The 23042-nt window shown below is 52.9% G+C and carries 23 protein-coding genes; 3 read left to right on the top strand and 20 right to left on the bottom strand.

Annotation, left to right across the window (positions count from 1 at the left end; translation table 11 throughout):
* Positions 1-71: 71 nt before the first annotated feature.
* The 18 genes from rfbB to ACT3XD_RS11930 form a co-directional block, all read right to left on the bottom strand.
* Positions 72-1241: a dTDP-glucose 4,6-dehydratase gene (gene rfbB / locus ACT3XD_RS12015; RefSeq protein ID WP_192538913.1), complete on the bottom strand. Its 1170-nt coding sequence runs from the start codon at positions 1239-1241 to the stop codon at positions 72-74.
* 49 nt (positions 1242-1290) lie between these two features.
* Positions 1291-2205, bottom strand: a complete 915-nt coding sequence (locus tag ACT3XD_RS12010) for an ABC transporter ATP-binding protein (RefSeq protein ID WP_192538914.1) — start codon at positions 2203-2205, stop codon at positions 1291-1293.
* An 82-nt stretch (positions 2206-2287) separates the two neighbouring features.
* Entirely contained in the window at positions 2288-2638 is a 351-nt protein-coding gene (locus ACT3XD_RS12005) for a four helix bundle protein (RefSeq protein ID WP_192538915.1), read from the bottom strand.
* A 39-nt stretch (positions 2639-2677) separates the two neighbouring features.
* Positions 2678-4075 carry an MBL fold metallo-hydrolase gene (locus tag ACT3XD_RS12000; RefSeq protein ID WP_192538916.1) on the bottom strand — a complete coding sequence of 466 codons (1398 nt, stop codon included), beginning with the start codon at positions 4073-4075 and terminating at the stop codon, positions 2678-2680.
* Between the two features lie 230 nt (positions 4076-4305).
* Complete coding sequence (locus ACT3XD_RS11995; RefSeq protein ID WP_192538917.1) at positions 4306-4497, bottom strand: DUF2283 domain-containing protein; 192 nt, start codon at positions 4495-4497, stop codon at positions 4306-4308.
* Complete coding sequence (locus ACT3XD_RS11990) at positions 4497-4754, bottom strand: DUF4258 domain-containing protein (RefSeq protein WP_192538918.1); 258 nt, start codon at positions 4752-4754, stop codon at positions 4497-4499. Before ACT3XD_RS11990 ends, ACT3XD_RS11995 begins: the two co-directional genes overlap by 1 nt.
* A gap of 264 nt (positions 4755-5018) precedes the next feature.
* Positions 5019-6119, bottom strand: a complete 1101-nt coding sequence (locus ACT3XD_RS11985; RefSeq protein ID WP_192538919.1) for a chain-length determining protein — start codon at positions 6117-6119, stop codon at positions 5019-5021.
* A gap of 3 nt (positions 6120-6122) precedes the next feature.
* Complete coding sequence (locus ACT3XD_RS11980; RefSeq protein ID WP_192538920.1) at positions 6123-6932, bottom strand: ABC transporter permease; 810 nt, start codon at positions 6930-6932, stop codon at positions 6123-6125.
* Positions 6933-7081: 149 nt separating this feature from the next.
* Positions 7082-8806 (bottom strand): polysaccharide biosynthesis/export family protein, encoded by a 1725-nt coding sequence (locus tag ACT3XD_RS11975; RefSeq protein ID WP_192538921.1) that lies wholly within the window; start codon positions 8804-8806, stop codon positions 7082-7084.
* Positions 8806-9216 carry a DVU3141 family protein gene (locus ACT3XD_RS11970; RefSeq protein ID WP_192538922.1) on the bottom strand — a complete coding sequence of 137 codons (411 nt, stop codon included), beginning with the start codon at positions 9214-9216 and terminating at the stop codon, positions 8806-8808. Before ACT3XD_RS11970 ends, ACT3XD_RS11975 begins: the two co-directional genes overlap by 1 nt.
* A gap of 419 nt (positions 9217-9635) precedes the next feature.
* The gene (locus tag ACT3XD_RS11965; RefSeq protein ID WP_192538923.1) at positions 9636-10667 is read right to left on the bottom strand and encodes a porin; all 1032 of its coding nucleotides are present in this window, start codon (positions 10665-10667) and stop codon (positions 9636-9638) included.
* Between the two features lie 322 nt (positions 10668-10989).
* Positions 10990-12081 (bottom strand): porin, encoded by a 1092-nt coding sequence (locus tag ACT3XD_RS11960; protein WP_192538924.1) that lies wholly within the window; start codon positions 12079-12081, stop codon positions 10990-10992.
* Positions 12082-12349: 268 nt separating this feature from the next.
* Complete coding sequence (locus ACT3XD_RS11955; protein ID WP_192538925.1) at positions 12350-13141, bottom strand: ProQ/FINO family protein; 792 nt, start codon at positions 13139-13141, stop codon at positions 12350-12352.
* A 20-nt stretch (positions 13142-13161) separates the two neighbouring features.
* On the bottom strand, positions 13162-13725 hold the full coding sequence (locus tag ACT3XD_RS11950) for a dihydrofolate reductase (RefSeq protein ID WP_192538926.1): 564 nt from the start codon (positions 13723-13725) through the stop codon (positions 13162-13164).
* Positions 13722-14549, bottom strand: coding sequence for a thymidylate synthase (locus ACT3XD_RS11945; RefSeq protein WP_412767949.1), 828 nt, complete (start codon positions 14547-14549; stop codon positions 13722-13724). Before ACT3XD_RS11945 ends, ACT3XD_RS11950 begins: the two co-directional genes overlap by 4 nt.
* Positions 14550-15006: 457 nt before the next feature.
* Positions 15007-15795 carry a prolipoprotein diacylglyceryl transferase gene (lgt, locus tag ACT3XD_RS11940; RefSeq protein ID WP_192538927.1) on the bottom strand — a complete coding sequence of 263 codons (789 nt, stop codon included), beginning with the start codon at positions 15793-15795 and terminating at the stop codon, positions 15007-15009.
* A 54-nt stretch (positions 15796-15849) separates the two neighbouring features.
* Positions 15850-16647, bottom strand: a complete 798-nt coding sequence (locus ACT3XD_RS11935) for a sulfite exporter TauE/SafE family protein (protein WP_192538928.1) — start codon at positions 16645-16647, stop codon at positions 15850-15852.
* On the bottom strand, positions 16644-17840 hold the full coding sequence (locus ACT3XD_RS11930) for a response regulator (protein WP_192538929.1): 1197 nt from the start codon (positions 17838-17840) through the stop codon (positions 16644-16646). The genes ACT3XD_RS11935 and ACT3XD_RS11930 overlap by 4 nt, the downstream gene beginning before the upstream one ends.
* A 171-nt stretch (positions 17841-18011) precedes the next feature.
* Between ACT3XD_RS11930 and ACT3XD_RS11925 the strand changes: the two genes are divergently transcribed.
* Entirely contained in the window at positions 18012-18770 is a 759-nt protein-coding gene (locus tag ACT3XD_RS11925; RefSeq protein WP_192538930.1) for an NRDE family protein, read from the top strand.
* A gap of 17 nt (positions 18771-18787) precedes the next feature.
* Here the strand turns inward: ACT3XD_RS11925 and ptsP are convergent, their stop codons facing one another.
* Together ptsP and ACT3XD_RS11915 are read right to left on the bottom strand one after the other, a co-directional pair.
* A complete protein-coding gene (ptsP, locus tag ACT3XD_RS11920; RefSeq protein WP_192538934.1) occupies positions 18788-21049 on the bottom strand; it encodes a phosphoenolpyruvate--protein phosphotransferase in 2262 nt (753 codons plus the stop codon).
* Between the two features lie 86 nt (positions 21050-21135).
* Positions 21136-21630 (bottom strand): RNA pyrophosphohydrolase, encoded by a 495-nt coding sequence (locus ACT3XD_RS11915; protein WP_018915529.1) that lies wholly within the window; start codon positions 21628-21630, stop codon positions 21136-21138.
* 228 nt (positions 21631-21858) lie between these two features.
* Here ACT3XD_RS11915 and ACT3XD_RS11910 point away from each other — a divergent pair, with 228 nt between their 5' ends.
* Both ACT3XD_RS11910 and ACT3XD_RS11905 read left to right on the top strand, forming a co-directional pair.
* Entirely contained in the window at positions 21859-22518 is a 660-nt protein-coding gene (locus ACT3XD_RS11910; protein WP_192538931.1) for an HAD family hydrolase, read from the top strand.
* A 56-nt stretch (positions 22519-22574) separates the two neighbouring features.
* Positions 22575-22700, top strand: a complete 126-nt coding sequence (locus ACT3XD_RS11905; RefSeq protein ID WP_263974123.1) for a hypothetical protein — start codon at positions 22575-22577, stop codon at positions 22698-22700.
* Positions 22701-23042 lie beyond the last annotated feature (342 nt).

The raw sequence follows: 23042 nt of genomic DNA, 5'->3' as shown, positions 1-23042 counted from the left end.
AGCCGCCTGGGTTTTGCCACAGGCGGGTATGGTGCGCCAGCTCCATACAGCCTTCCGCATACGTTACTGGTTTATAGGCTGCCTAAGCGTTGGCCTTGGTAGCTGCCGTCTTGTACGCGTTTCCACCAGGTTTCGTTGACTAGGTACCACTGCACGGTTTTGCGTAGGCCGGTCTCAAACGTTTCTTGTGGCACCCAGCCGAGTTCGTGTTCGATCTTGCTAGCGTCGATGGCGTAGCGTACGTCGTGCCCTGGGCGGTCGGTAACGAAGGTTATTAGTTGTTTGTAAGTGGTGAATGGTGAATGGTGAATGGTGGGCGATGAAGCTTGAACGTCCTCGTCTGCTTTTAGGGGCACCAGTTCGTCCAGGATTTCACAGATGGTTTCCACTACGTGCAAATTCGTTTGCTCGTTGTGGCCGCCGATGTTGTAGGTTTCGCCTACTTTACCTTCCGTGGCTACTTTAATAAGCGCGCGGGCGTGGTCTTCAACAAAAAGCCAATCGCGGATTTGCTGGCCGTCGCCGTATACCGGCAGGGGCTTGCCTGCCAGGGCATTGAGGATCATCAGCGGGATGAGCTTTTCAGGGAAGTGGTACGGGCCGTAGTTGTTGGAGCAGTTAGTCACTAATGTGGGCAGGCCGTAGGTGCGCTGCCATGCGCGTACTAAATGGTCAGAGCTGGCTTTACTTGCTGAGTAAGGTGAACTGGGCGCGTAAGGGGTTTGTTCGGTGAATAGTGAATGGTGAGTAGTAAGTGGTGAGGCGTTTTCCTGACTTTTTACTACTAGCGCTTCATTCTCAGCCAGGTCGCCATACACTTCATCGGTACTGATATGATGGAAGCGGAACGCTTCGGCTTTTGGGGCATCTTGCTGCTGAAGGCTTTTCCAGTAAGCGCGGGCGGCTTCCAGCAGCACGGCGGTGCCTACCACGTTGGTTTGGATAAACTCGGCGGGGCCATCGATAGAGCGGTCTACATGGCTTTCTGCTGCCAAGTGCATCACAACATCAGGCTGATACGTCTCAAATAGCCGCTGCATGGCCTGCGCATCGCAAATATCAGCTTGCTCGAAGGTATAGCGGTCACTGTTTTCAACACTGGCAAGCGATTCCAAATTACCGGCATAGGTAAGCTTATCTATATTGATAACATTGTGTTGAGTATTTTGAATCAGTTCACGCACCACTGCAGAGCCAATAAAACCAGCGCCGCCGGTGATTAAAAAAGTTTTTATATCCATATTTTTCATTTACTTCGCGCTTATTAAACAGTGGCGTTCGGTGTGTGGCTTAAGCTGGCTTCTGCTTGGCGTTGCGCTGTTTTTCTTCCAACGCCTCTATGTGCAGGCGTGCTTCTTTTGCGGCGGCGCCAGCAGTGTGTACTTCCTGCCTGGCGGCTTTAATTTGTTCCTTGGGCGCGTCCTCTTCCACCAAGTCGTTCAAGGTAGCTTGGGCGCCTTTCAAAATCTGATGGCATTCCGCCAGGTAGCGCCGTGCACCATTTACATCACTGGGTAAGTCGCTTTCACCGGCTTTTTTCTTGGCATCGACATCGGCGTGATAGGCAGCTATCGCTTCGTTGATATCGTCATACCAGTAAGCACTGCCCTCCTTGAGATACAAACCAGCCTGGCAAAGATCTTTTAAGATGCCTTCCGAGTGAGACACCATAATTAAAGAGGCTTTGCCAATTTTAGATTCAAAAAGCGCTTTGGCTTTCGCTTTAAACGCGCGGTCGCCAACAGCAGTGGCTTCATCGGAAATATAGACATCAAAATCGAATGCCAGCGATAAGCCAAAAGATATGCGCGAGCGCATACCCGAGGAATAAGTACGAATAGGTTCGTCGAAGGCTTGACCTATTTCAGCGAAATCCTCTACAAAATTAATAACACGCTGAACTTCTTTAGGGCTACTACCCTGTACGCGAGCTACAAACTTAGCATTTTGGCGACCTGTCATATTACTCTGCATACCGCCGGAAAGACCAATGGGCCATGAGACGCGGCTATGACGAATAACCTCACCACGCTCGGGCGAATCCATACCCGCGATTAGACGCAAAAGTGTAGATTTACCGGCGCCGTTGGCACCGATCAAGCCTACCCCTACCCCGGTTGGAATAGTGACGTTGATATCTTTAAGCACCCAGTCGCTGCCATGGTGGTTGTGGTAGCGCTTGTAGAGGTTCTTGATTTCGATCATTTGGGGTTCGTGAGTGGTGAATGGTGAGTGGTGAATAGTGAGTGGTAAATGGTGAATAGACGTTTTGTGTAATAGATCATTATCACCGACTCTTTAAATGTTTGATCAGGCCGCCTAGCTGGGCTGAGGCTTGGTTAATTGCTGATAACGTGACTGATATATTTTCTAAATATTTAAGGCGCTGAGCGATAAGTAATTGGGTTTCTAGTTCACTGAAAGAGCCTTGAGATATATAGAGAAAACGAATGAATTCTTGTGTGCTTCCTCTAGCTGCACCTTCTGCAATATTGCTGGGAACAGAAACAGCGCAGCGGCGCATTTGGCTGATGAGCCCATAGCGCTCGTCGTCTGGGAATAGTTTGGTTATACCGTAGACCTGTTCAACCAGATCCATCACCTGCTGCCATACACGCAACTCTTGATGCTTCCTCATCCCCCCTCCACTCACCATTCACTACTCACTACTCACTACTCACCATTCACTACTAACCACTTCCACGTCTTTGCCTTTACGTGCATATAGCGCTTCTAGCTCACTCTTGAGCGCTTCACGAGCACCTTGATCGCCGTGTACCAAGCGTATGGTGTGGGGCCAGCGGTGCATGCGTTTTACAAAGTTGAGTAAATCTTGCTGATCGGCATGGGCGGAGTAACCGCTAACGGAGGTAACTCCGGCTTTAATGTCTATGCGTTCGCCGTCGATTTCCACCCAGCCGCCTTTTGGGCCGTATTGCTGAATATCGCGACCTGGGGTGCCTGCGCCTTGGTAACCTACAAACAGCACTTGATGGCGGGCGTCGCTTAGCATGGCTTTTAGGTAGTTCATAATGCGCCCGCCTGCACACATACCGCTGGCGGCAATGACAATGGCGGGCCTGCCCGTTTTGGCTAAGTACTCAACCGTTTGCTCATGCTCTACGTGGCTATCTACTGTGTAGAGATTGGCGAAGTTGAGCGGGTGGCGACCGCTACGTAGGCGGGCCTGGGCTTCTTTATCCCAGTAAGGTTTTAGCTCGCGGTAAACCTTGGTAAAGCGTGCGGCTAGCGGTGAATCGACAATAATTTCTAGGTCTTTCCACTGGCTTCTTTTAGCACCGGCAATAATACCTTCAAGCTCGTAAAGCAATTCTTGGGTACGGCCAATGCTAAATGCGGGCACCATCACGGTGCCGCCATTAGCGAGCGCTTGTTCTATCGCATTCTTTAATACTGATTGGCGCTGGCGGCGGTCAGGGTGAGTGCGATTACCGTAAGTGCTTTCCAGCACTAGCTGATCGCAACCATATGGCGATTGTGGTGCAGGTAACAGTGGTGCATGAGGGGCACCCAGGTCGCCAGAAAATACTACACGCTCTTTTTCACGGGTTGCGGCATCCTGATAAGCCACTTCAACGTAGCAAGAACCTAAAATGTGCCCTGCCCGCTTAAGTTTTATGTGTGTTGTGCCGATAGGATCATTAACAACGCTGTGCCATTTGCCATAGGGCACGCTAACAATCTGCGATTCAAGTTGGGCCTGGAAACGGTTTATAAGATCAGCATTGCGGGTAAAGCCAATTTTAAGCGCGTCTTCAATGACCAGCGGCAGTAGTTTGGCAGAAGGCTCGGAGCAAATAATCGGCCCTTTAAAACCCGCCGCCAGCAAATACGGTAACCGCCCTACGTGGTCAATATGCACGTGGGTGATGACCAGGGCTTTAACCGTTGCGATATCAAATTCGATTTGTAGCTGTTCGAAGCTGTCTTTGGCGGCGTCTTCGCCTTGGAAAAGGCCGCAATCGATAAGGAGTGAATGCTCGCTGTTGAGTATCAGCTGGTGACAGCTGCCTGTAACACCGGTAGCGCCGCCATGGTGGAGAATATTGAGCATGAAGCTCCTTCGTTTTGATCAGTTACGTGGCCGTATCTGGAAGCCGCTGCGCGTCTTCTCCCGCGGGTGCCTCATTCGCTCGTTCCTCGCAAATTCGTTACCACGCGCTACAAGTACACAGACCCAATCGTTTGTGTGAATAATTTCGTAGCGCGGCGTAAGTCCAGTCTTATGATAAGAGACTTAACTACTACGGACACCCCGCGCGATAGCAGCGCGTAAGGATTGAGTTACGCGGCATAGCTTTTCAAAAGCGGCCATGCTCCTTGCTTAGAAGCTTCAAGAATGACGATCTCTGTAATCGTGCCGTCTTCAGCGTAACTAATATGCGTATTCCAGTCTTGGGAAACCTCTTTCACGGTCCGTTTTTCTGATAGGTGCAGAACGAGAATGTCATCTGCTTCATCATAAGTAGTTCGCATTACTCATTCTCCCACTCAAAGTGATGCATAACAGTTTTGACTACTAATTTTTCTTCTAGAACTGCTGCGACAGATAAAAGGTTGTCTTGACGATTTTCGAAATGTCTTGCTATCCAAAACCGGATATCGTCTTTGTACTTTTCTGTACCCTGTTCTATCAATTCTAGCAGCTCGCTTTCTGTAATGTTTCTACTAGCCATACGCTCTCTGGCATGACGGGTAATATGAATATCTATATTGAAGCGGTGGCTGTACATATTTCAGGCTACATCGTTAGTTTGGATGGTCATTCGTCTAGGGCTAAGCATGTAGCTGGCTTGAGTTAAGCGGTACAGCGTGTCATACCGCGTTGGGCGGCGGAGTGCATAAACATCGGTTTTGTGGCGCGGCCAGGGCGGCTTCGCAGCCGCCTTTCGCGGGTGCCTCATTCGCTCGTTCCTCGCGAATTCGTTACCACGCGCTACAAAACCTCACCACTCACCACTCACCACTCACCACTCACCACTCACCACTCACCACTTTTAGTCTCGGTGATCTTTCACGATCATCAATATCATGCTGAAGATAAAGGCGAGGAAGATGGTGATGATGGCAAAGACACTGCTGTTATAAAGCCGATTGGGCTCTGTGGGGTACTCGGGATAGAGCGGGCTTTGCAGCACGCTTACCTGTTTGAGTTGGCGGGCGGCTTCCAACCGGGTGTTTTCGAGAGATGCCAGGGCGCTGGAGTAGGTTTCCTGGGCAAACTGGGCCTGAAGCTCCAACGTTTCATATTCAGCGGAGACGCGGTTTAGGGCGCCGCCTGCTGCTTGAGCTAGGCGTTCGCTTTGCTCGCTGATTTGATCGCGCAGCGCGGTGATATTGCGCTCTACCTGGCGCAGCTCAGCGGATTGCGAACTCTGAAAGCTTGCGAGTGCATCGCGCTGGGCTTGCAGGCGGGCCAAGTCCCCTTCCAGCGTGGCCACTACCTGGTTAAGGCTTTCCACTGTAGCGGTTGGAGATATCAGGCCATACTCGTTCTGGAAATCAAGCAGCTCGGCGCGCGTCTCGCGAAAGCGCTCTTCCAAACGGACCATCTGCTGTTCCAGAAAGCGTACTTGTTCATCTGCCAATCGGTGGCCCATCTGGTTCATATGGTCTTCGCCAGCTTCCAACAGCATTTGGGCCATATCGTGGGCAAACTCAGGTGTATAGCCTTGCACCTCAACATTGAGTACGCCAGCGTACTCATCCAGCTCGATGTTGACCCGGCGCAGGTAGTATTTGTGCAGCTCTTCTATGGGGGCGTCGGCGTTCCATAGCGTGGCGAAGATATCGCCGTGCTCGCTGTAGTGTTCGCGAAAGCCGAGCGAGTCATCCAGGCGGCGTAGCATATCCACGGAAAGCAGGTGCTCACGCAGCAGCAGTAGGTCGTGAGTGTTGCCGCCGCCACCGCTGCCCATTAGTGAAGAGAGACTGAATTCCGGCGTGGCCACTTGAGGGCTATCCAGTACAACCGTCGCGCGAGATACATAGCGGTCTTGTGCCCAAATAAACCAGTAAAAGGAGACCAAAATAATCGCAATAAAGGCCAGCGTCCAGTGTGGCGATTTCTTAACAAAACGAGAGAGTGAACCTTGCATGATTTAGCTTGCCTTTAACCGGTCAATAAAGCGCAGGTGCATAATAAGCCCCAGGGCGATGAGCGAGAGCGTAAATAGCCAGAAATAGAGCATATCGGTACCCGGTACCACATGGTAGTTTTCAAAGAACCCAAGGCGCAGCGTTTCTAGCCCATGAGGAATGGGGTTTAGCATCAGGTACTCAAGTAACCAGTGCGGCAAACTGTTTAACGGAAGAATAACCCCCGACAAAATAAGCAAAGGTATGGAAAGCATTCTTATTACTTTGCCCACCTCCGGTACCAATGTAGCAGCCACGGACGTGAAGAGCCCTAACCCCAGCCCCAGACTCCAGAGTGAAAACCAGGCCGCCATAACGCGAATAGCATTATCTGGGTACATATCCTGGCCGAGCATCAATCCACCCACGATAAAGATCAGAAAGACGAACGTGCGCAACATGCCTTCCAGGAAGTTACGCGTAAGTACGGGGTCTACAGGCTGAACCTGGCGATAGGCAAAAAGTGCTTTATTGGCATTTATCGCTCCCATGCCCAGCATCATTCCTTCTCGCACTAGAAAAAACCCCATCAATCCTGCAATAAGCCAGGGAATAAATTCTGCGTTGACGACTAGTCGATCACCACGAATAAAACTTCGAACGCCCACCATAATGGCTACAAAGGCCACCGGTTCAAAAATCATCCAGAACCAGCCCATGCGGTCGGCCATGGTGCGCGAGATGGCTTCGCGCATAAACATGGCGTACCACACGCTGCGGGTTACTTGCCAGGGCGAACGGGCGCCACGGGGTGCCGTTGGGTTATCGGCCATTGGTGTGTCCTACGTTTGTTACTTATGCAGGTTTGGGGCGGCTAGCGCCGCCCACCCGCGGGTGCCTCGCTGCGCTCGTTACCACGCGCTACAAGGCCCCGCACTTACCATTCACTACTCACCACTCACCACTAACTATTCACCATTCACTACAAATCAACGGCTACACGGGTGGCAACGGCTACTTGATAAAGGATCTGCGTGAGTGTGGCGGCTAGCTGCAGGTTGTGCGTAGGCGCGGCGGGCATGACGAGGATCTCATCGCCTGGGCGCAGGTTTACCTTGCGGGCGTTTTCTACCGCACCGTTTTGACGAACGATCAGAATGTGGTCTTCATCAGCCCGCTGGGTGAAGCCCCCGGCGCTTTCGATATAGTCGATCACGTTCATGCCCGGGCGATATACGGCGGCTTGGGGCACTAGCACTTCGCCGCTTATCAGCATTGAGTCGCTAATTTCAGGAATGGTGATCACATCGCCGTCTTGCAAACGAATATCCGAAATTCGGCCATCGTACGCCACGACCATCCGCCCGCTGGGCTCAAGCTCGCGGGCACGCTCAACAAAGTTTTGAATTAGCTCGGCTTCTTGAGCACGCACCTGGGCTTCTTCATTGGTGCTAGAGGGGGCGCTTAGGTAGGTGGTTTCCAAACGGCGCAGGCTATCTTCCATGGACTGCTGCTGCTGTTCTTTTACGCTTTCGCGCTGCAGGGAAATACTCTCTACCGCTGTCATGCGCTCCGGTACGGCTATCGCATCCAGCAGTTCGCTTAAGCGCGCATTGCGCGGTAGCGCATAACGCGATGGGCCATAGTAACTGCCTTCCACTTCGACCACGATGGTTTCGCTGCGCTGGTCGGCGCTGAACATGACTTCATCACCGCTGCGAACGGTCTGGCCATAGAACATGTCGATCGGGAAATATTGTGCAATGGGGCCGCTTTCTCGGTTGCCACGCAGCAACACATGAGAAACCCCACTTTTTAATCGCGCCAGATTAACAAGCTCGGCACCGCTTAACTGGTTGCCCAATAGCTCGTAACGGTGTTCACGATGGACATCGCCACCCACCGCAATCGCGGGGCCGCGTTCTTCGACCACAATGGTGTCGCCATCCTGGAACTGCGGGCGGGCAATGGTGCCGTTTATCAGGAAGTCGTAGAGGTCGACGGTGGCTACGCTGCGCTCATTACGCATTACGCGAATTTGGCGGTAGCTGCCCAGGTCCTGGTCAATACCGCCCGCCTGGTCGAGGAAATACAGCAGGGAGTCATTGGGGGTGCCAGCGTAACGGCCGGGGCTATCCACATAGCCGGTTACAAATACGGCCACGGGCTGAACGCCCTGCAGATTGGTGTAAACCTCTACGTTGTCCGGATACACCGAGGTAATCGCGCGGCGCACGCTGTTATCTACCTGCTGGCTATTTTGACCTTCAATGTTAAGCGGGCCTGAACCGGGTATAAAAATATTGCCTTGGGCGTCTACCGGGAGTACGCGGTCAAACTCAAACGCGCCCCAGGCGCGTACGGTTACCTGATCGCCCGGTTTCACTTGGTAATCAGAGTTAAGGCCATCGCCCATCGCGCCACGAAACCCACCTGTAAACAAGTTGGCGCCAAACGGCGGCAATGCATCCGGGTTTTGCATGGGCGCTGACACGGGGCCATAGGTGCCGCTGCGCCAGTCGGCTCTGGGCGTATCGTTGACCTGCTCTTGCTGAGCGCGGGCCTGGTCTTCAGGCAGAATGGTATTAGGTAGGCTAATGCTTTGCGCCCAGCTAGCACTGCTTAACGCACTGCCAAGTAAGGCAAAAGATAGAATAGCTAAAGGGCGCTTGGGTGAAAATCGCTTAAATAGGCGTGAAACGTTCATTAATAGCGCCCTTGTAATGGAGTATCCGTTTGGGTAATGGCACGTTGATTCACCCAGCCGTTAGGTGTTTCGCATACTAATGCTGAACGAGCGCTACTGCCTGCTTCTACAACCCGCAGTTTTCGGCATTCACGACCGCTCGCCGCCAGGTACGATGCATCGGCGACGACTTCAACGTTATTGCCCCAGGGGCTTGTGGCCAGGTTAATCACGGAACCGGCAGGTGCCTGAGAAAGAAAGCCATTCAGGGTGTCATCGTTCAATAGCTTGGCAGGGTCATTATTTAGTACGTATTGCGCTTGCTGCTGAGTGCCGTTCGGGTAGGTAGCGCAACCGCTAATCACGGCAACGCTAAACGCGACCAGCAGCATACGAGCCGGCCGTGCCATCGATAAAGAGGTATTTGACATAGTGATAATTCCAGAAAAAAGGCACGCTACCGCCCAGGGATTAATACGGGCGCATTCCCTTGCCCTATCCTTTTGCGGGATGAAAGCTGGCCAAACCCCTACTGTAAAAAAGCCAGCCGCCATTGTAGGGGATTCGCGAGTGAGTCTCCATACCAATAAGCCACCACGATTTTCTATTTAGGGGTGACTTACTAACGAGCCTATGCTCTTGTTTACATTTGGCCCATTACTAAGCAATGAATCTCTTGAAATACTTATCTTCATTATGGCAACACAAAAACCTATACACGTAATGCTAATTAAGAAGCATTGCAATGATGCTTAATAAAACAGGCTAGATGCCAATTAAATAGGAAAACGCCTTACAAAATGCAAGGCGTTTTAAACTTGAATTTACTATCTCTGAATTTAATGATTGTTTAGAACAAGTAACGAGCCCCGGTTAACCAATACACGTTGTCGGTCAGCTCGCCCAAGGTAGTACCTCGGTTAACGCTAGGCGCATCGCCATCGGCGACTTCTACAAATACATCAAACGCTGAGGAGACTTTATAATAAGTGCCTGCGGCCCAGGCATTGCTATTATCCTGGCTATCGCGCTCAACATTGTAATAGTCGGCAGTGAATGCCCAAGGCCCTGTCGAGTATGTACCGCCTAAGCCTACGGTATCAAAGCCGCCGCCATAAACATCGCTTTCATCTTGCGTTTCATACCCCAGGCGCGCCGCAAATTGATCTGTGATTTGATAACTGCCGATCAGACCATAAAGCATTTCGCCATTGCCGCCACCACGCACGACGCCTTCAACAGCCCCAAACCCAACGCTGAGCGGGCCCTGCTGATAGCGCACACCACCTTGAGCGGCGACTACACTGCCCTCTCCGCTTTGCTCTCCAGCCGCTAACCCACGCTCACTGTAATGCTTGAGCTGCACAAAGGTAGTGAAGCCATTGAGCTCTGGCGTGTAGTAGCCGATAGAGTCACCACGCGACTGTATACCCGATGACTTGAACAGCAGCCCACGGTCCAGGTAGACGTCAAACGGCAAGGAAACGAACTGCGCATAAAAGCTATCGAAGCTACCTGCCTGGAACGTTCCGTATTGCTTGCTTGCCAGACCAAGGTAGCTTTGGCGAATTTCATTAAAGCCTTGGTTTGTATTGCGCTCATCGCCGGTAAAGCGCCACTCCAGCCGACCAAATGCGGTTAGATCGGAGGTGACCTCATGGCCCATTCGAAAGCCCAGGCGCGAATACACATCAACGAACTCTGCGCCGTCATCAATTTTATTGCCACTGCTATCGAAATCAGCTCCGCCACCGGCGATACCCATGGAAATACGCCCATAGATATCTAACTTTGTACCATCCTGATCATAAACCGTGGTTGCCTGGGCAGCGCCGGCCCACAGGGTGCCTGCTACAGCGGTTGCCAATAATGCTTTCTTCATCTTGTTCCCTTATTTACTTTCAATGACCCAGTGGCTAATAACCTGGCAGCTAACAACCTGGCAGCTAACAACCTGGCAGCTAACAACTTAGCCGCGATTAGCCCTACGCTTTTAATATGCTCAAATAAAATTTAGTAATGAAAATCATTTAAACAATATAAGCGACACGAATGTTATAAAATAACGATTTAAATTGAAAGCAAAATGTCATCTAAATGCTGTTTTGGTTACCTATAAACCAAAAAAAACCGGCCTCAAAAGAGGCCGGTTCTATTAGATCTGCTAGGCAGGTTACCTTTAAAGCGTGGCAGTTAAGCCAGGCTTAGAAGTGGTAACGAGCGCCTGTCAGCCAGTATACGTCGTCAGTCAGGTCACCAAGAGTGGTGTCACGGTTAACAGACGGTGCATCAGCGTCAGCGACTTCTAGGAAAACGTCAAAAGCGCTGGAAACTTTGTAGTAACCACCAGCTGACCAAGCTTTGCTGGTGTCGTCGTTGTCACGCTCGATGTTATAGTAGTCAGCAGTGAACGCCCAAGGACCCGTGGTGAAAGTACCACCCAGACCGACTGTATCGTAGCCGCCACCAACAGAGCTGCTGTCTTCACGAGTTTCGTAACCCAGACGCGCAGAGAGTTGATCAGTGAACTCATACTGACCAATCAGGCCGTACAGCATTTCGCCATTGCCGCCGCCGTTACCGCCACTGTTCAGGTCAACACGACGAACGTCTTCAACAAAACCCAGACCAACAGTTACCGGTCCTTGTGCGTAACGAACACCACCTTGCGGTGCGATTACATTACCTTCACCGCTTGTACCTACGACTTCACCATCTTCATTGAAACGATCTACACCTTCGCGCAAACCGCGCTCACTGTAGTGCTTCAGCTGCAGGAAGGCAGTGAAACCTTCGAGGTCAGGCGTGTAGTAACCGATAGAGTCACCACGTGACTGCTTGCGGTGACCAGCAAAGTTCAGACCGCGATCAATGTAAACATCGAACGGCAGAGAAACAAACTGGTTGTAGAAGCTGTCGAAGTTACCAGCTTGAAAAGTACCGAACTGGTCGCTTTGCAAACCGATATAGCTCTGACGTATTTCGTTGAAGCCGCCGTCAGTTTCGTTCTCATCGCCGCTAAAGCGCCATTCAAGACGACCAAAAGCAGTCAGGTCGCGAGTAACTTCGTGGCTCATACGCAGACCAAGACGCGAGAAAACGTCTACGAAATCAGCGCTGTTGTCGATTGCACGATCTTGGCTATCGAACTCAGGGCCGCCGCCGGAGATACCCATGGCAATACGGCCATAGATGTCCAGCTTGGTGCCTTCCTGGTCATATACAGTGGCGGCTTGGGCAGCAGCAGAAGCGCCCAGGGCACCAATGATAGCAGTCGCTAAAAGTGTCTTTTTCATGATGTAGGTTCCTTTACTAGCTTACTGTTTCGATCGTAGCTGCCGGGCTTTTTTAAAGAGCCTTCAGCAGTTGGCCTGTGGGCTATGCTCGTTTTACCATTCGCTGGTTTTTCCCAGCGATATGTGGCATATCCTCAATCAAACCTTGTTATAGTCCAATGCTCGCAGGTCAAACTCTATACCGGGATTCCAGGGAACGCAATAGAAAAAAACAGTGTTCTCTTACGATTTATGCTTTTTTATGGAACCCAAGGTAGCAAAACAGGTCTCAGCGGCCTTCGAATTTTTGCTGCAACCCTTTTAATTTATCTCCCAGGCTTTGCGGCTTTTCTTGTTTAATCTTCTGATCTCTTACCTGACGAGGCGCTTGGAACTCACGCTTTTCCTGCACATCAGGTAAATTAGTTCTTTCTTCTAAAGGCTCTTTTTTAGTTACATCCGGTGCGCTTTTAAGCGGCACCTCGCCCTGCTTTTCTTTACGCTTTTTGGCGGCATGCATAGAGGCTTCTTTATCGACCTTTCCCGCTGGCTGACCGTCCAAATCGATACGATCGACCCCTTCACGCACTGATTTCAGATACCGCGGCAGGTTAACGTAGTTGGCCAATGTACGGCGAATCAGCTTTCCAGACCAAGGTTCTCGAGCGGCAAGGTCCTGATGAATACCTATTTTTAAAGGCTTTGTATGCCCTTTAAAGAAAGCCTGCGGGTAACGTTGGTACCACTCTTTCAAAAGGCTATGGGGTGAGGGCTGATCAACAACAGGGGCTTGAGGCGCCGCTTTTTGCTCTTGCGTCTCCTGCGTTTGCGTAAGATCTACAGACTCAAAAGCGACCTGCTCCGCTGCGTTTGGCTCAGGCCTGGCGGGTTCTGCTTCAGGCGCAAGCGCCTCTTGGGCAGGTATGCCAGGCTCTTCGAGTGTTTTTTGTAGCGTTACGGCTTGCTCTACTAACTGCTGTTTTAGCTGCGCGTTTTCGTTACGCAAGTTTTGTAATTCGCCTTGAGCCTGCTCAAGGCGCGACTCTAGGCTGTCTAGTAGATGCATTACACTGGCGGTCATACCCTCTCCTTTGACCTTTTTCAGTCAGCGTTGCGCTCATAAACCACAAAATCGTACGGTGGCTTGCCTTCGGAGGGTGTTCCAGCGACACGCTGTACTTCCCGCCACTCATCTGCTTTCAATTCAGGGAACTCAGCGTCACCGTTCACTTCGATATCGACTTCGGTAATATAAAGCCGCTGGGCGTACGGTAACGCCTGACGATAAATCTCTCCCCCGCCCATTACCATAATTTCTTCAGCAGCATCTATTGTTGCCTGCTGGTCGGCTAGCGCTAATGCAGCGGGTAAATCATGACAGACCCGCACACCGTCGGGCGCAAAGTCTTTATTACGCGTTACGACTATATTAAGCCGGTTAGGCAAGGGCTTGCCAATGGAGGTGTATGTTTTACGTCCCATTACCAGCGGTTTTGCCTGGGTCATGCGTTTGAAGAACTTAAGATCTTCAGGCAGGTGCCAGGGCAGATTACCTTCAACACCGATCACTCGGTTTTTCGACATTGCCACAATCATGGCAACGGGCACCAGAGGTTCGATCTCGCTGTTGTAAGAACTGTCGTAAGAATCGTTATAAGAACTCATACCGCTACCTTGGCTTTTATATGAGGGTGAGCGTCATACGCTTCTATCTGAATATCATCAAAGCTGAATTCGAACAGATCACTTACCTGAGGATTCAGCACCAGCTGGGGTGCTGTTTTTGGCTCACGTGTCAGCTGTTCTTTCGCTTGCTCAAAGTGGTTACTATAAAGGTGCGCATCACCCAGCGTATGAATAAACTCGCCCGGCTCAAGCCCTGTTACCTGCGCGACCATGCTTAATAACAGTGCATAGCTTGCGATATTAAACGGCACGCCAAGGAAAATATCAGCACTGCGCTGATAAAGCTGACATGACAGCCGGCCATTCGCCACATAGAACTGGAACAAGCAGTGGCAAGGCGGCAGCTGCATTTCATCGACCTGAGCGGGGTTCCAGGCGGACACAATCAGACGGCGCGATTGAGGCGTCGTGCGAATCTGCTCCAGCACTTTGGCAATCTGGTCGACACCTCCCCCTTTGGGGTCCGGCCAGCTGCGCCATTGATAACCGTACACGGGGCCCAGGTTGCCGTTTTCATCGGCCCACTCATCCCAGATGCGCACACCATTTTCCTGAAGATAGGCAATGTTGGTGTCGCCTTTCAAGAACCACAGAAGCTCGTGAATGATAGAGCGCAAATGCAGCTTTTTGGTCGTTAACAGTGGAAAGCCACGTGATAAGTCAAACCGCATTTGGTGCCCAAACACCGAACGGGTACCCACACCGGTGCGGTCGTTGCGGTCCACTCCGTGCTCCAATACGGTGCGCATTAGATCCAAATACGGCTGTTCAAGCGCGGGCTGGGCGCTGGCGTTCATCGTCATATTTGACGTAGGCGTTGTCACGGTCACAAGGTTTCCAAAAATTGCAGGCGATATGGAGAGGTATTCTAGGCTGCCAGCCTGCGAGGGTCTAGCGTGGGGAGTTAATGGCGGGTGGTAGCGCGTGGTAACGAACGCATAGGTCGTATGAACATAGGTCGTATGAAGATAGGGCACATGAATAAGACATCCGCGCTGTTTTCGGTGCCGGCGGCCATTCGCGGGTGCCCTGACGCTTACACCGCGCTACGATTCATGCATTCTTAAGCGATGGAGAACCCTCATATAAGGGGGATCCTCATAGGTAGCGCGTGGTAACGAACCTTGCGAGGCACGAGCAAATGAGGCACCCGCGGATGGCGGCGTCAAGCCGCCCTGACCGGTGCCACCCACAACCCCGGCAGTGTTTCGCGTTACATCGGGGTTTGGGTGTTGGTGGCGCGTGGTAATGAATAAAATCTTATCGCTTAGCATCTACTGGCTGTGAACGAGACCACGCCATAAGTACTAAGCCTAGCGCAATCATGGGCAGGGTTAGCAGCATTCCCATGGTGACCCAACCAAACGCGATAAAGCCGATATGCGCATCCGGCATGCGCACAAATTCGACCATAAAGCGGAAGATGCCGTAGAAGAGCAGGAACAGGCCGGAGACGAAGCCGCGGGCGCGCGGCTTGGCAGAAACCCACCAAAGAATAACAAACAGCACTAAGCCTTCAAGCACCGCTTCATAAAGTGCGGAAGGATGGCGAGGCTCCGGCCCCATGCCGGGAAAAGGCATGCCCCAGGGTAGCGAGGTAACACGCCCCGGCAGTTCGTGATTAATGAAATTGCCAATTCGGCCAGCCCCCAAACCAATGGGCACGAGCGGTGCGATAAAGTCGGTAAGCGCAAAGAAGGCAAGCTGCTTGCGGCGCGCAAACCACCAGGCGGCTAAGAGCACCCCTAACAACCCGCCGTGGAAGCTCATGCCGCCATCCCACACTTTGAAAATCCATAGCGGGTCAGCGGACCACTGCCCTAAACCATAAAAAAGCGCATACCCAAGCCGCCCGCCCGCTACAACGCCGATAGCGCAATAGAATAGTAAATCGCTAATATCATCTTTGGTAAGCCCGATGCGGGCAGCACGCCTGCAACCCAACCACCAGGCGGCTACAAATCCCACCACATACATCAAGCCATACCAATGCACTTGCAGTGGCCCAAGAGAGAACACCACGGGGTCAATTGTTGGGTAGTTAATCATCGAAATACTCTAATTAATCAGGAAGAAGAAAATTTAACGCGGTTATGGCGCCCATTAGGCTAATACAAAGCGTAAGCCGACCACTGTTAACAGCAGCGCGAAGCATAGCCTTAATACGTGGGCAGGTAAGACGTGGGCAAGGCGAACACCAATGCGTGCAAACGGTACGCTGGTTAACACAATGCCAAAAAAGGCTGGCCACATAACAAACCCGGTGGCCCAGGCAGGCAAGAGTGGATTACCCCATCCCATGATAATAAAGGTGATCGCCCCGACCACGGCAATGGGTAACCCGCAGGCGGCAGAAGTACCCACGGCCTGGGTCATCGTCGCGCCACACCGGGATAGCCACGGCACCGTCATAGCGCCACCGCCAATGCCAAATAATGCAGAAATAGTCCCCACCACTGCACCGGCCACCGACATAGCAATTTTGCCCGGCGCAACGAACCCTGGCTTGGGAGATAAACCAAACACCATTTTGGCGGCCAAGAGCAGAACGAAGATTCCAAACAGCATGCCCAAGACGGTGCCGGAGAGATTACCTGCAATAAACACGCCGCCAATCGCGCCCATCATAAGACCTGGTAATAATGCCAAAAACCATGCGCGATGAACGCTGCCTTTGCGATAGTGCCCAAGTGCTGAGGACGCCCCGGTCACTACAATGGTGGCAAGCGATGTACCTACCGCCAGATGCATGGTGATCTCTGAAGAAATATTCTGCAGGCCAAACGCAAACATCAGTACGGGAACGATAATAATACCGCCACCGACACCGAATAACCCTGCCATGGTGCCCGCCGCCGCACCCAGCCCCAGGTAGCCTAACAACATTGCCAGTGCGCTCATTGGTTAGGCGCCTTAATGGGCGCGCCGGGCAGCCATTTTGAAATCATTCCGAGTAACTTTTCAGGTTGGTACGGCTTGGTAAGCAAGTCATCCATGCCCACTTCTTCGCATTCAGCAATCCCGGCATTGTCTGCATTGGCCGTTAGGGCAACGAGGATGCTGCGATGCTTGCCGCTTTTCTGCTCATAGGCACGCCAGCGACGGGTGGTTTCCAGACCGTCCAGAGTGGGCATAAAAATATCCATAAAGACTAAATCAAATGACGTGGTTTGTTGGCGTTCGAGCGCTTGCTCTCCACTGCTCACCCCTTCCACGTTCAGACCATGTGCTTCCAGCATTTGCCGCGCCAGCATCAGATTGACAGGACCGTCATCAACGACCAGTACGCGCAACGGGCGGTTTTGCGTTGTTGCCACGGCGGGCGTGGGATCATCATCATTGACGCTTTGATACACCAGATTGACGAGCAACGCGCGCACGTCCGCCAGACGCTCACGCATATTCAGAACCTGTTGACGGCATGCCTGGCACTCGTCATTTTCCAGGATATGACCTAAATGATCACTGAGATCATGCGTCTCACGCTGAAGCAACGCCAGGTAACCTGACTTTAAGCGCGACTCTTCTCTGGCACGGTCACGCCCGGCAACGAGATGTTTAAGCTGCTGCTGTTGGTGGTGAAGGTCGTCTAGCAACGCCTGCTCGTGATCATCTTTGGCATGTTCGACGGGATTACTTAACCGCTGGGCGCCGCTAATAGTGTGCTCAAGCCCTGAGAGCAACTCGTTAACTCGCGTCAGGCGTTTCAATGGCCGAACGTAGCTTATAGCGATGGCGGGAGTGGTAAGCGCGTTATCCGGCAGCATTTGCGCTATGGCGAGCCGCAGTGCTTCACTGTGACGCTCAAGCCCTTGTAACTCTTGCATAAAATGCGCATCTTTCTGTTTGGCACGCGCTTTCACCAGCATCAGAAACGCACATACGTTCATTGAGCTGCCCAGCAGCAGCGCAAGCGCCAACCACAAGGTAGTGCTCCACGAAACTTGGCTGGGTGACATCCACCAAACGGCGAGACCTACCAAAAGGCACAGCACGATCAACGTGGTCTGGATAAGTAGCATTGGCCAGAGAATGGGCCAGAGAATGGGCCAGATGATGGCATTCCAGAAATGCTCTTCGCGATTGCGTTGCATGCGTTCGCGCCTTCCTAATTGGCTTAAGTCAATTCACACCGATGAGGTGATGAGCGTTACGTTACATGCGCAAGTGTACGACTATCTCAAGTGTACGACCATGCCCTTTAGCTGTCATGCTGCGCTTGTAGATGGAGATAATGACCCATGTTGGCAGTTTGAGGACACGATATGTGCTTAATGGCTTTCGCCTGGCACCCTGGCACAGAGCTCCCCTTGCGCTTGGCGGGGAATCGCGATGAGCGCCATGCCCGACCCACCGCAGCGTTACATCACTGGGTAGATAACCCATCCATTCTAGGCGGGCGTGACCTTGAAGCGGGCGGTTCGTGGCTTGCTGGCATAAAGGGTGGCCGCGTGGCCGCGCTGACCAATGTTCGCGATATGGCGCTAATCACCCCCACCGAGGCGCCCAGCCGAGGTGAGCTCGTTGCCAACGCACTTCAATGCGATGATATTGACCAGTGGCTGACAGACCTTGCCCAACAAAAGGCTGATCGTTATGCCGGGTTTAATTTACTGGTCGCCACACCCCACCGCCTTTGGCACCTTCACCGTGGCCGGAATGGGGTTACGCTTAGCGATGTGCCTCCTGGCGTGCACGGCCTCTCCAACGCGGACTTAAACTCCCCCTGGCCCAAGCTTCAAAGCGTACGCGAAGCACTCGAGCAAAGCTCACTAGATAGCTGGCGTGGCGGCGTGGGCCATGCGCTGCATAATTCCCAACAAGCGCCAGACGCCCTGCTACCTGATACAGGCGTTGAGCTGGCACTTGAGCGCCAGCTCTCAGCTGCCTTTATTATCGGTGAGACCTATGGCACGCGGGCAACGACCTGGTTAACGCTCGATCACCAGGGAGATATCGTCATCACGGAGCAACGCTTTGGCCCGCAGGGTCGGTTTGAAGGCGAAACGACCCTTGGCGTATAGATGCTTAATCCTGTTGCTTAATCCCTTGGGGGGAGCAAGTGAGAAAGCTGCCACTCGTCCATGCGCTTGTTGATATGCTCATGTACCTGGGCGGGAGTGTCCAGGGCCATGATTTCAGCTAACAGCGCCTTGGCATCGTGAAGCGTTACCCGACGAATGGCGGCACGCACCTTGGGCAAGCTTGGTGCATTCATTGAAAGCCCGGTAAAGCCCATCGCCATGAGCAGCAAAGCACCGGCAGGATCACCCGCCAGCTCACCGCACAGCGAAATAGGCTTATTCAGGCGCTTTGCATCCTGCGAAAGCTCCTGCAAAGCACCTAACAGCGCAGGATGCAGGGCGTCGTAAAGGCTGGATACCCTGGGGTTATTGCGATCAACCGCGAGCAAATACTGGGTCAGGTCGTTACTGCCGACAGAGAAGAAGTCGACCCGCTTGGCCAAGGCATCCATCTGGTAGATAGTCGCTGGGACCTCGATCATCACGCCCACCTTGGGGCGCTCGATGGCTATGCCCTCTTCTCCCAGCTCAAGAATCGCACGATCCAGCAGTCTTAATGCCTCATCGACCTCCTCGACATTGGTAATCATCGGGAAAAGCACATAAAGGTTATTAAGACCGTGGGAGGCTTTCAGCATAGCGCGTAGCTGCACCATAAGCACTTCGGGATGATCCAGCGTTACGCGCATGCCTCGCCAGCCAAGGAAGGGGTTGGCTTCTTCGATCGGGAAGTATGGCAGGTCTTTATCACCACCAATATCGAGCGTACGCATGACAACCGGCAGCGGCGCGAATCCTTCCAACTGCTCGCGATACATACGCATCTGCTCTTTCTCACCGGGAAAGCGCTCGGTGATCATAAACGGCACTTCGGTACGATAGAGCCCTACGCCCGCAATCCGGTTTTTAAGCAGCGCGGCAGCATCGACGGCCAAGCCCGTATTGACCAACAGCGGCATTTCGTAGCCGTCTTGAGTAACGCTAGGCAGATCCTGCTCGTGCTCGAGAAGCTCACTGAGCGCCTGCTCTTCGGCAATCAGGCTTTCATAGCGTGATTTAAGATCGGCCGCCGGGCGCACAAATAGTCGGCCACGATGTCCATCCAGCACCACCGGGGCACCATTGAGGCGCGGCAGCGGCAAATCGACCATGCCCAGCACCGTGGGAATGCCCATGGCGCGGGCCACAATGGCCACATGCGAGGTGCTTGAACCACGCACTGACACCAGCCCTTTCAGCTTATCGCGGGGCACTTCTCCCAGCATGGCAACGCTAATCTCATCGCCGACCAAAATGGCGTTATCAGGATAGGTTTCCGGTGTCGAGGGGGTATCTTCTTGCAGGTGGGCCAGTACCCGGCGGCCGAGGTCGCGGATATCAGCGGCACGCTCGCGCAGGTAGTCATCATCCACCCGCTCTAGGTATTGCACGTGGCGCCTTACAACATCGGCTAGCGCCCCAGGAGCCCACTGGCCTTCGCGAATGCGCTTTTCAACTTCTTCGGAAAGCGCCGCTTCGCCCAGCATCTGCTGGTAGACATCGAAAAGCGCCAGCTCCTGGGAGGAAATACGATTTGCCAGACGCTCTGCCGCCGAACGAATTTCATCTCGCGTTTTCCCAATCGCTTCTTTTAGCCGGGCAATCTCGTAGGCTTCATCGCTGGGTATCAGGTCGGGCACGCTATTAAGGTCAGCGGGCGGTGTAATAACCACGGCTTCGCCCATGGCAACACCCGGGGAAGCCGCCACCCCTTTGAACATCGCCTGCCCGCCAGGCAATGCTGGGCGCGCCAGGTTCCCCGTTGCCAGAGCGTGGGCTAAAACGCCCGCCAACTGGGCCGCCATGGTGACCAAAAAGGCTTCGTCTTCGTCATCGTAGCGACGCTTTTCGGCTTGCTGAACAACCAATACGCCCAGCATATGGCGCTGGTGAATAATCGGCACACCCAGAAAGCTTGAATAGCGCTCCTCGCCAGTGGCTTCAAAATAGCGAAAGAGCGGATGCGTCCGAGCATCTTCAAGGTTTAAAGGCTCGCTACGCTTGGCGACCATGCCGACCAGCCCTTCGCCTAGCGGTAGCACGACACGGCCGACCGCCTGCGTACGTAACCCAATGGTTTCCATCAGCACTAGCGACTCAAGCTCCTTATCATAAAGATAAAAAGAGCATACATCGGTCTGCATAGCCTTACGGATACGGCGTACCATCGTCGATAGCGCGGCGTCTAGGGTGCGGGCGCCGTTCACTTCCTGAATAACACGACGCAGTACCTCAAGCATGGACGTTTTACTTTTCACTATTGTTTGCCTCGCTGAGGATCTTTTCGACAGACTTTCACGGCTCATCCAGAGCCGTGGAGCACGCGTTATCCTTCGTCATTTTGTGCCAGACGCTGAACCCGGGGAGAAAGCTCCCTTAGTGCGCGTCGATACACCTCTCGTTTGAACGGTACCACTTGACCAAGCGGGTACCAATAGCTCACCCATCGCCACCCATCAAACTCCGGTTTGGGTGTGGCCGTCATACAAATCTGATTTTCCTGGCAGCGAATCTTCAGCAAGTACCATTTTTGTTTCTGGCCAATACACACTGGCCGCGAATGTGTGCGAATCATGCGTCGTGGCAGACGGTAGCGTAGCCAACCCCGGGTACAGGCAACAATATCAACATCGTCGGCGGTCAGGCCGATCTCCTCAAAAAGCTCACGAAAAAGGGCTTGTTGTGGTGTCTCGCTTGCTTTAATGCCCCCCTGGGGAAATTGCCACGCATTTTGTCCTACACGACGCGCCCAAAGCAGTTGTCCCTGGCTGTTGGTAATAATGATGCCAACATTGGGACGAAAGCCGTCAGCGTCGATCACGGACGTCACCTTATTAAATTTTCAGTTGTCCCCATTTTTCCACAAGGGTGACAAGCGTATCAATACAATATAACGCTAAGTGATTAATGCTTGCCCGCTTTGGTGGGAAAGGACTTAGGACTCTGCGATAATCCGCCCTTTTGTTTCACCGTCCATACTTATCCATTTCTACCTATTCCTTCATACCTATAAATTAACGACGACTATCGACTATATAAGGGGAGCGCCGTGAGTCTGGCTATTTTCGACCTGGATAATACGCTGATATCCACCGACAGCGATCATGCCTGGGGGGAGTTCTTGCTTGAGCAAGGCGCGGTGGACCCGATTGCCTATCGTGAAGCCAATGAACGGTTTATGGCCGATTACAAGGCCGGCACGCTGGATATGGCGGCTTTTCTGGAAGTAGCGCTAAAGCCTCTGGCAGACAACACGCCTGAACAGCTGACCGCTTGGCACCAACAGTTTATGGTCAGTAAAATTGAGCCGCATATTTTACCCAAAGCCGAAGAGCTGCTGGCTCGCCACCGCACTAAAGGCGATACACTGCTGATCATCACCGCGACCAACCGCTTTATTACCGCCCCGATTGCCGAGCGTTTAGGCGTTGATTATTTGATAGCGGTCAATCCGGAAGTGGCAAACGGCCGTTATACCGGTCGCGTCTCCGGCGTTCCCAGCTACCGGGAAGGCAAAATTACCCGTTTGCATGAATGGCTAGAAGACAAGGACTTTACGCTGGACGGAGCGTGGTTCTATAGCGACTCGCACAATGACCTTCCCCTGCTTGAAGAGGTCGACCACCCGGTAGCCGTCGACCCGGACGATACCCTTCGCCAAGTAGCCGAAGAGCGCCAATGGCGGATTATGAGCCTGCGCGGCGAATGAACAGACCACTGACCATGTTCGCTTTACCCGTTAGCACCCATGCGGAGTGATCCGGCATGGCCTTCGACCCACCTCCCATACTCACCCTGACCATTGCGATTGCCGCGGGTGCGCTGGCGCTTACCACTCGCTACATGTTCATCCAATTACGTCAGGGTTTGAGCACTCGTAGCGCTTGGTAACGTTTTGCGAGGGACGAGCAAATGAGGCACCCGCGAATGGCGGCGCCAAGCCGCCCTGGCCGTGGCACCTATGCTCGCCTTTTGCACCATATCGCCCAACCCCAGCACCGCTTCGCGCTGCTCCCGCGGGTGCGCTGGCGCTTACCACGCGCTACATGTCATCGCGTTACGCCGATGTTCATCCCCATAATTTGGCACCGCATCAAGTTTTGGCGATAAACCTGTAGCGCGTGGTAACGTTTTGCGAGGGACGAGCAAATGAGGCACCCGCGAATGGCGGCTGTTAAGACGCCTTGGCCGTGGCACCTAAGCTCGACTTTTACACCATATTGCCCAACCCCT

This window comes from Halomonas sp. AOP7-B1-5 (assembly GCF_052353045.1).
Lineage (GTDB): Bacteria > Pseudomonadota > Gammaproteobacteria > Pseudomonadales > Halomonadaceae > Vreelandella > Vreelandella colorata.
Note: the sequence above shows the minus strand (reverse complement) of the source record. Positions and strands in the feature narration are given on the sequence as shown.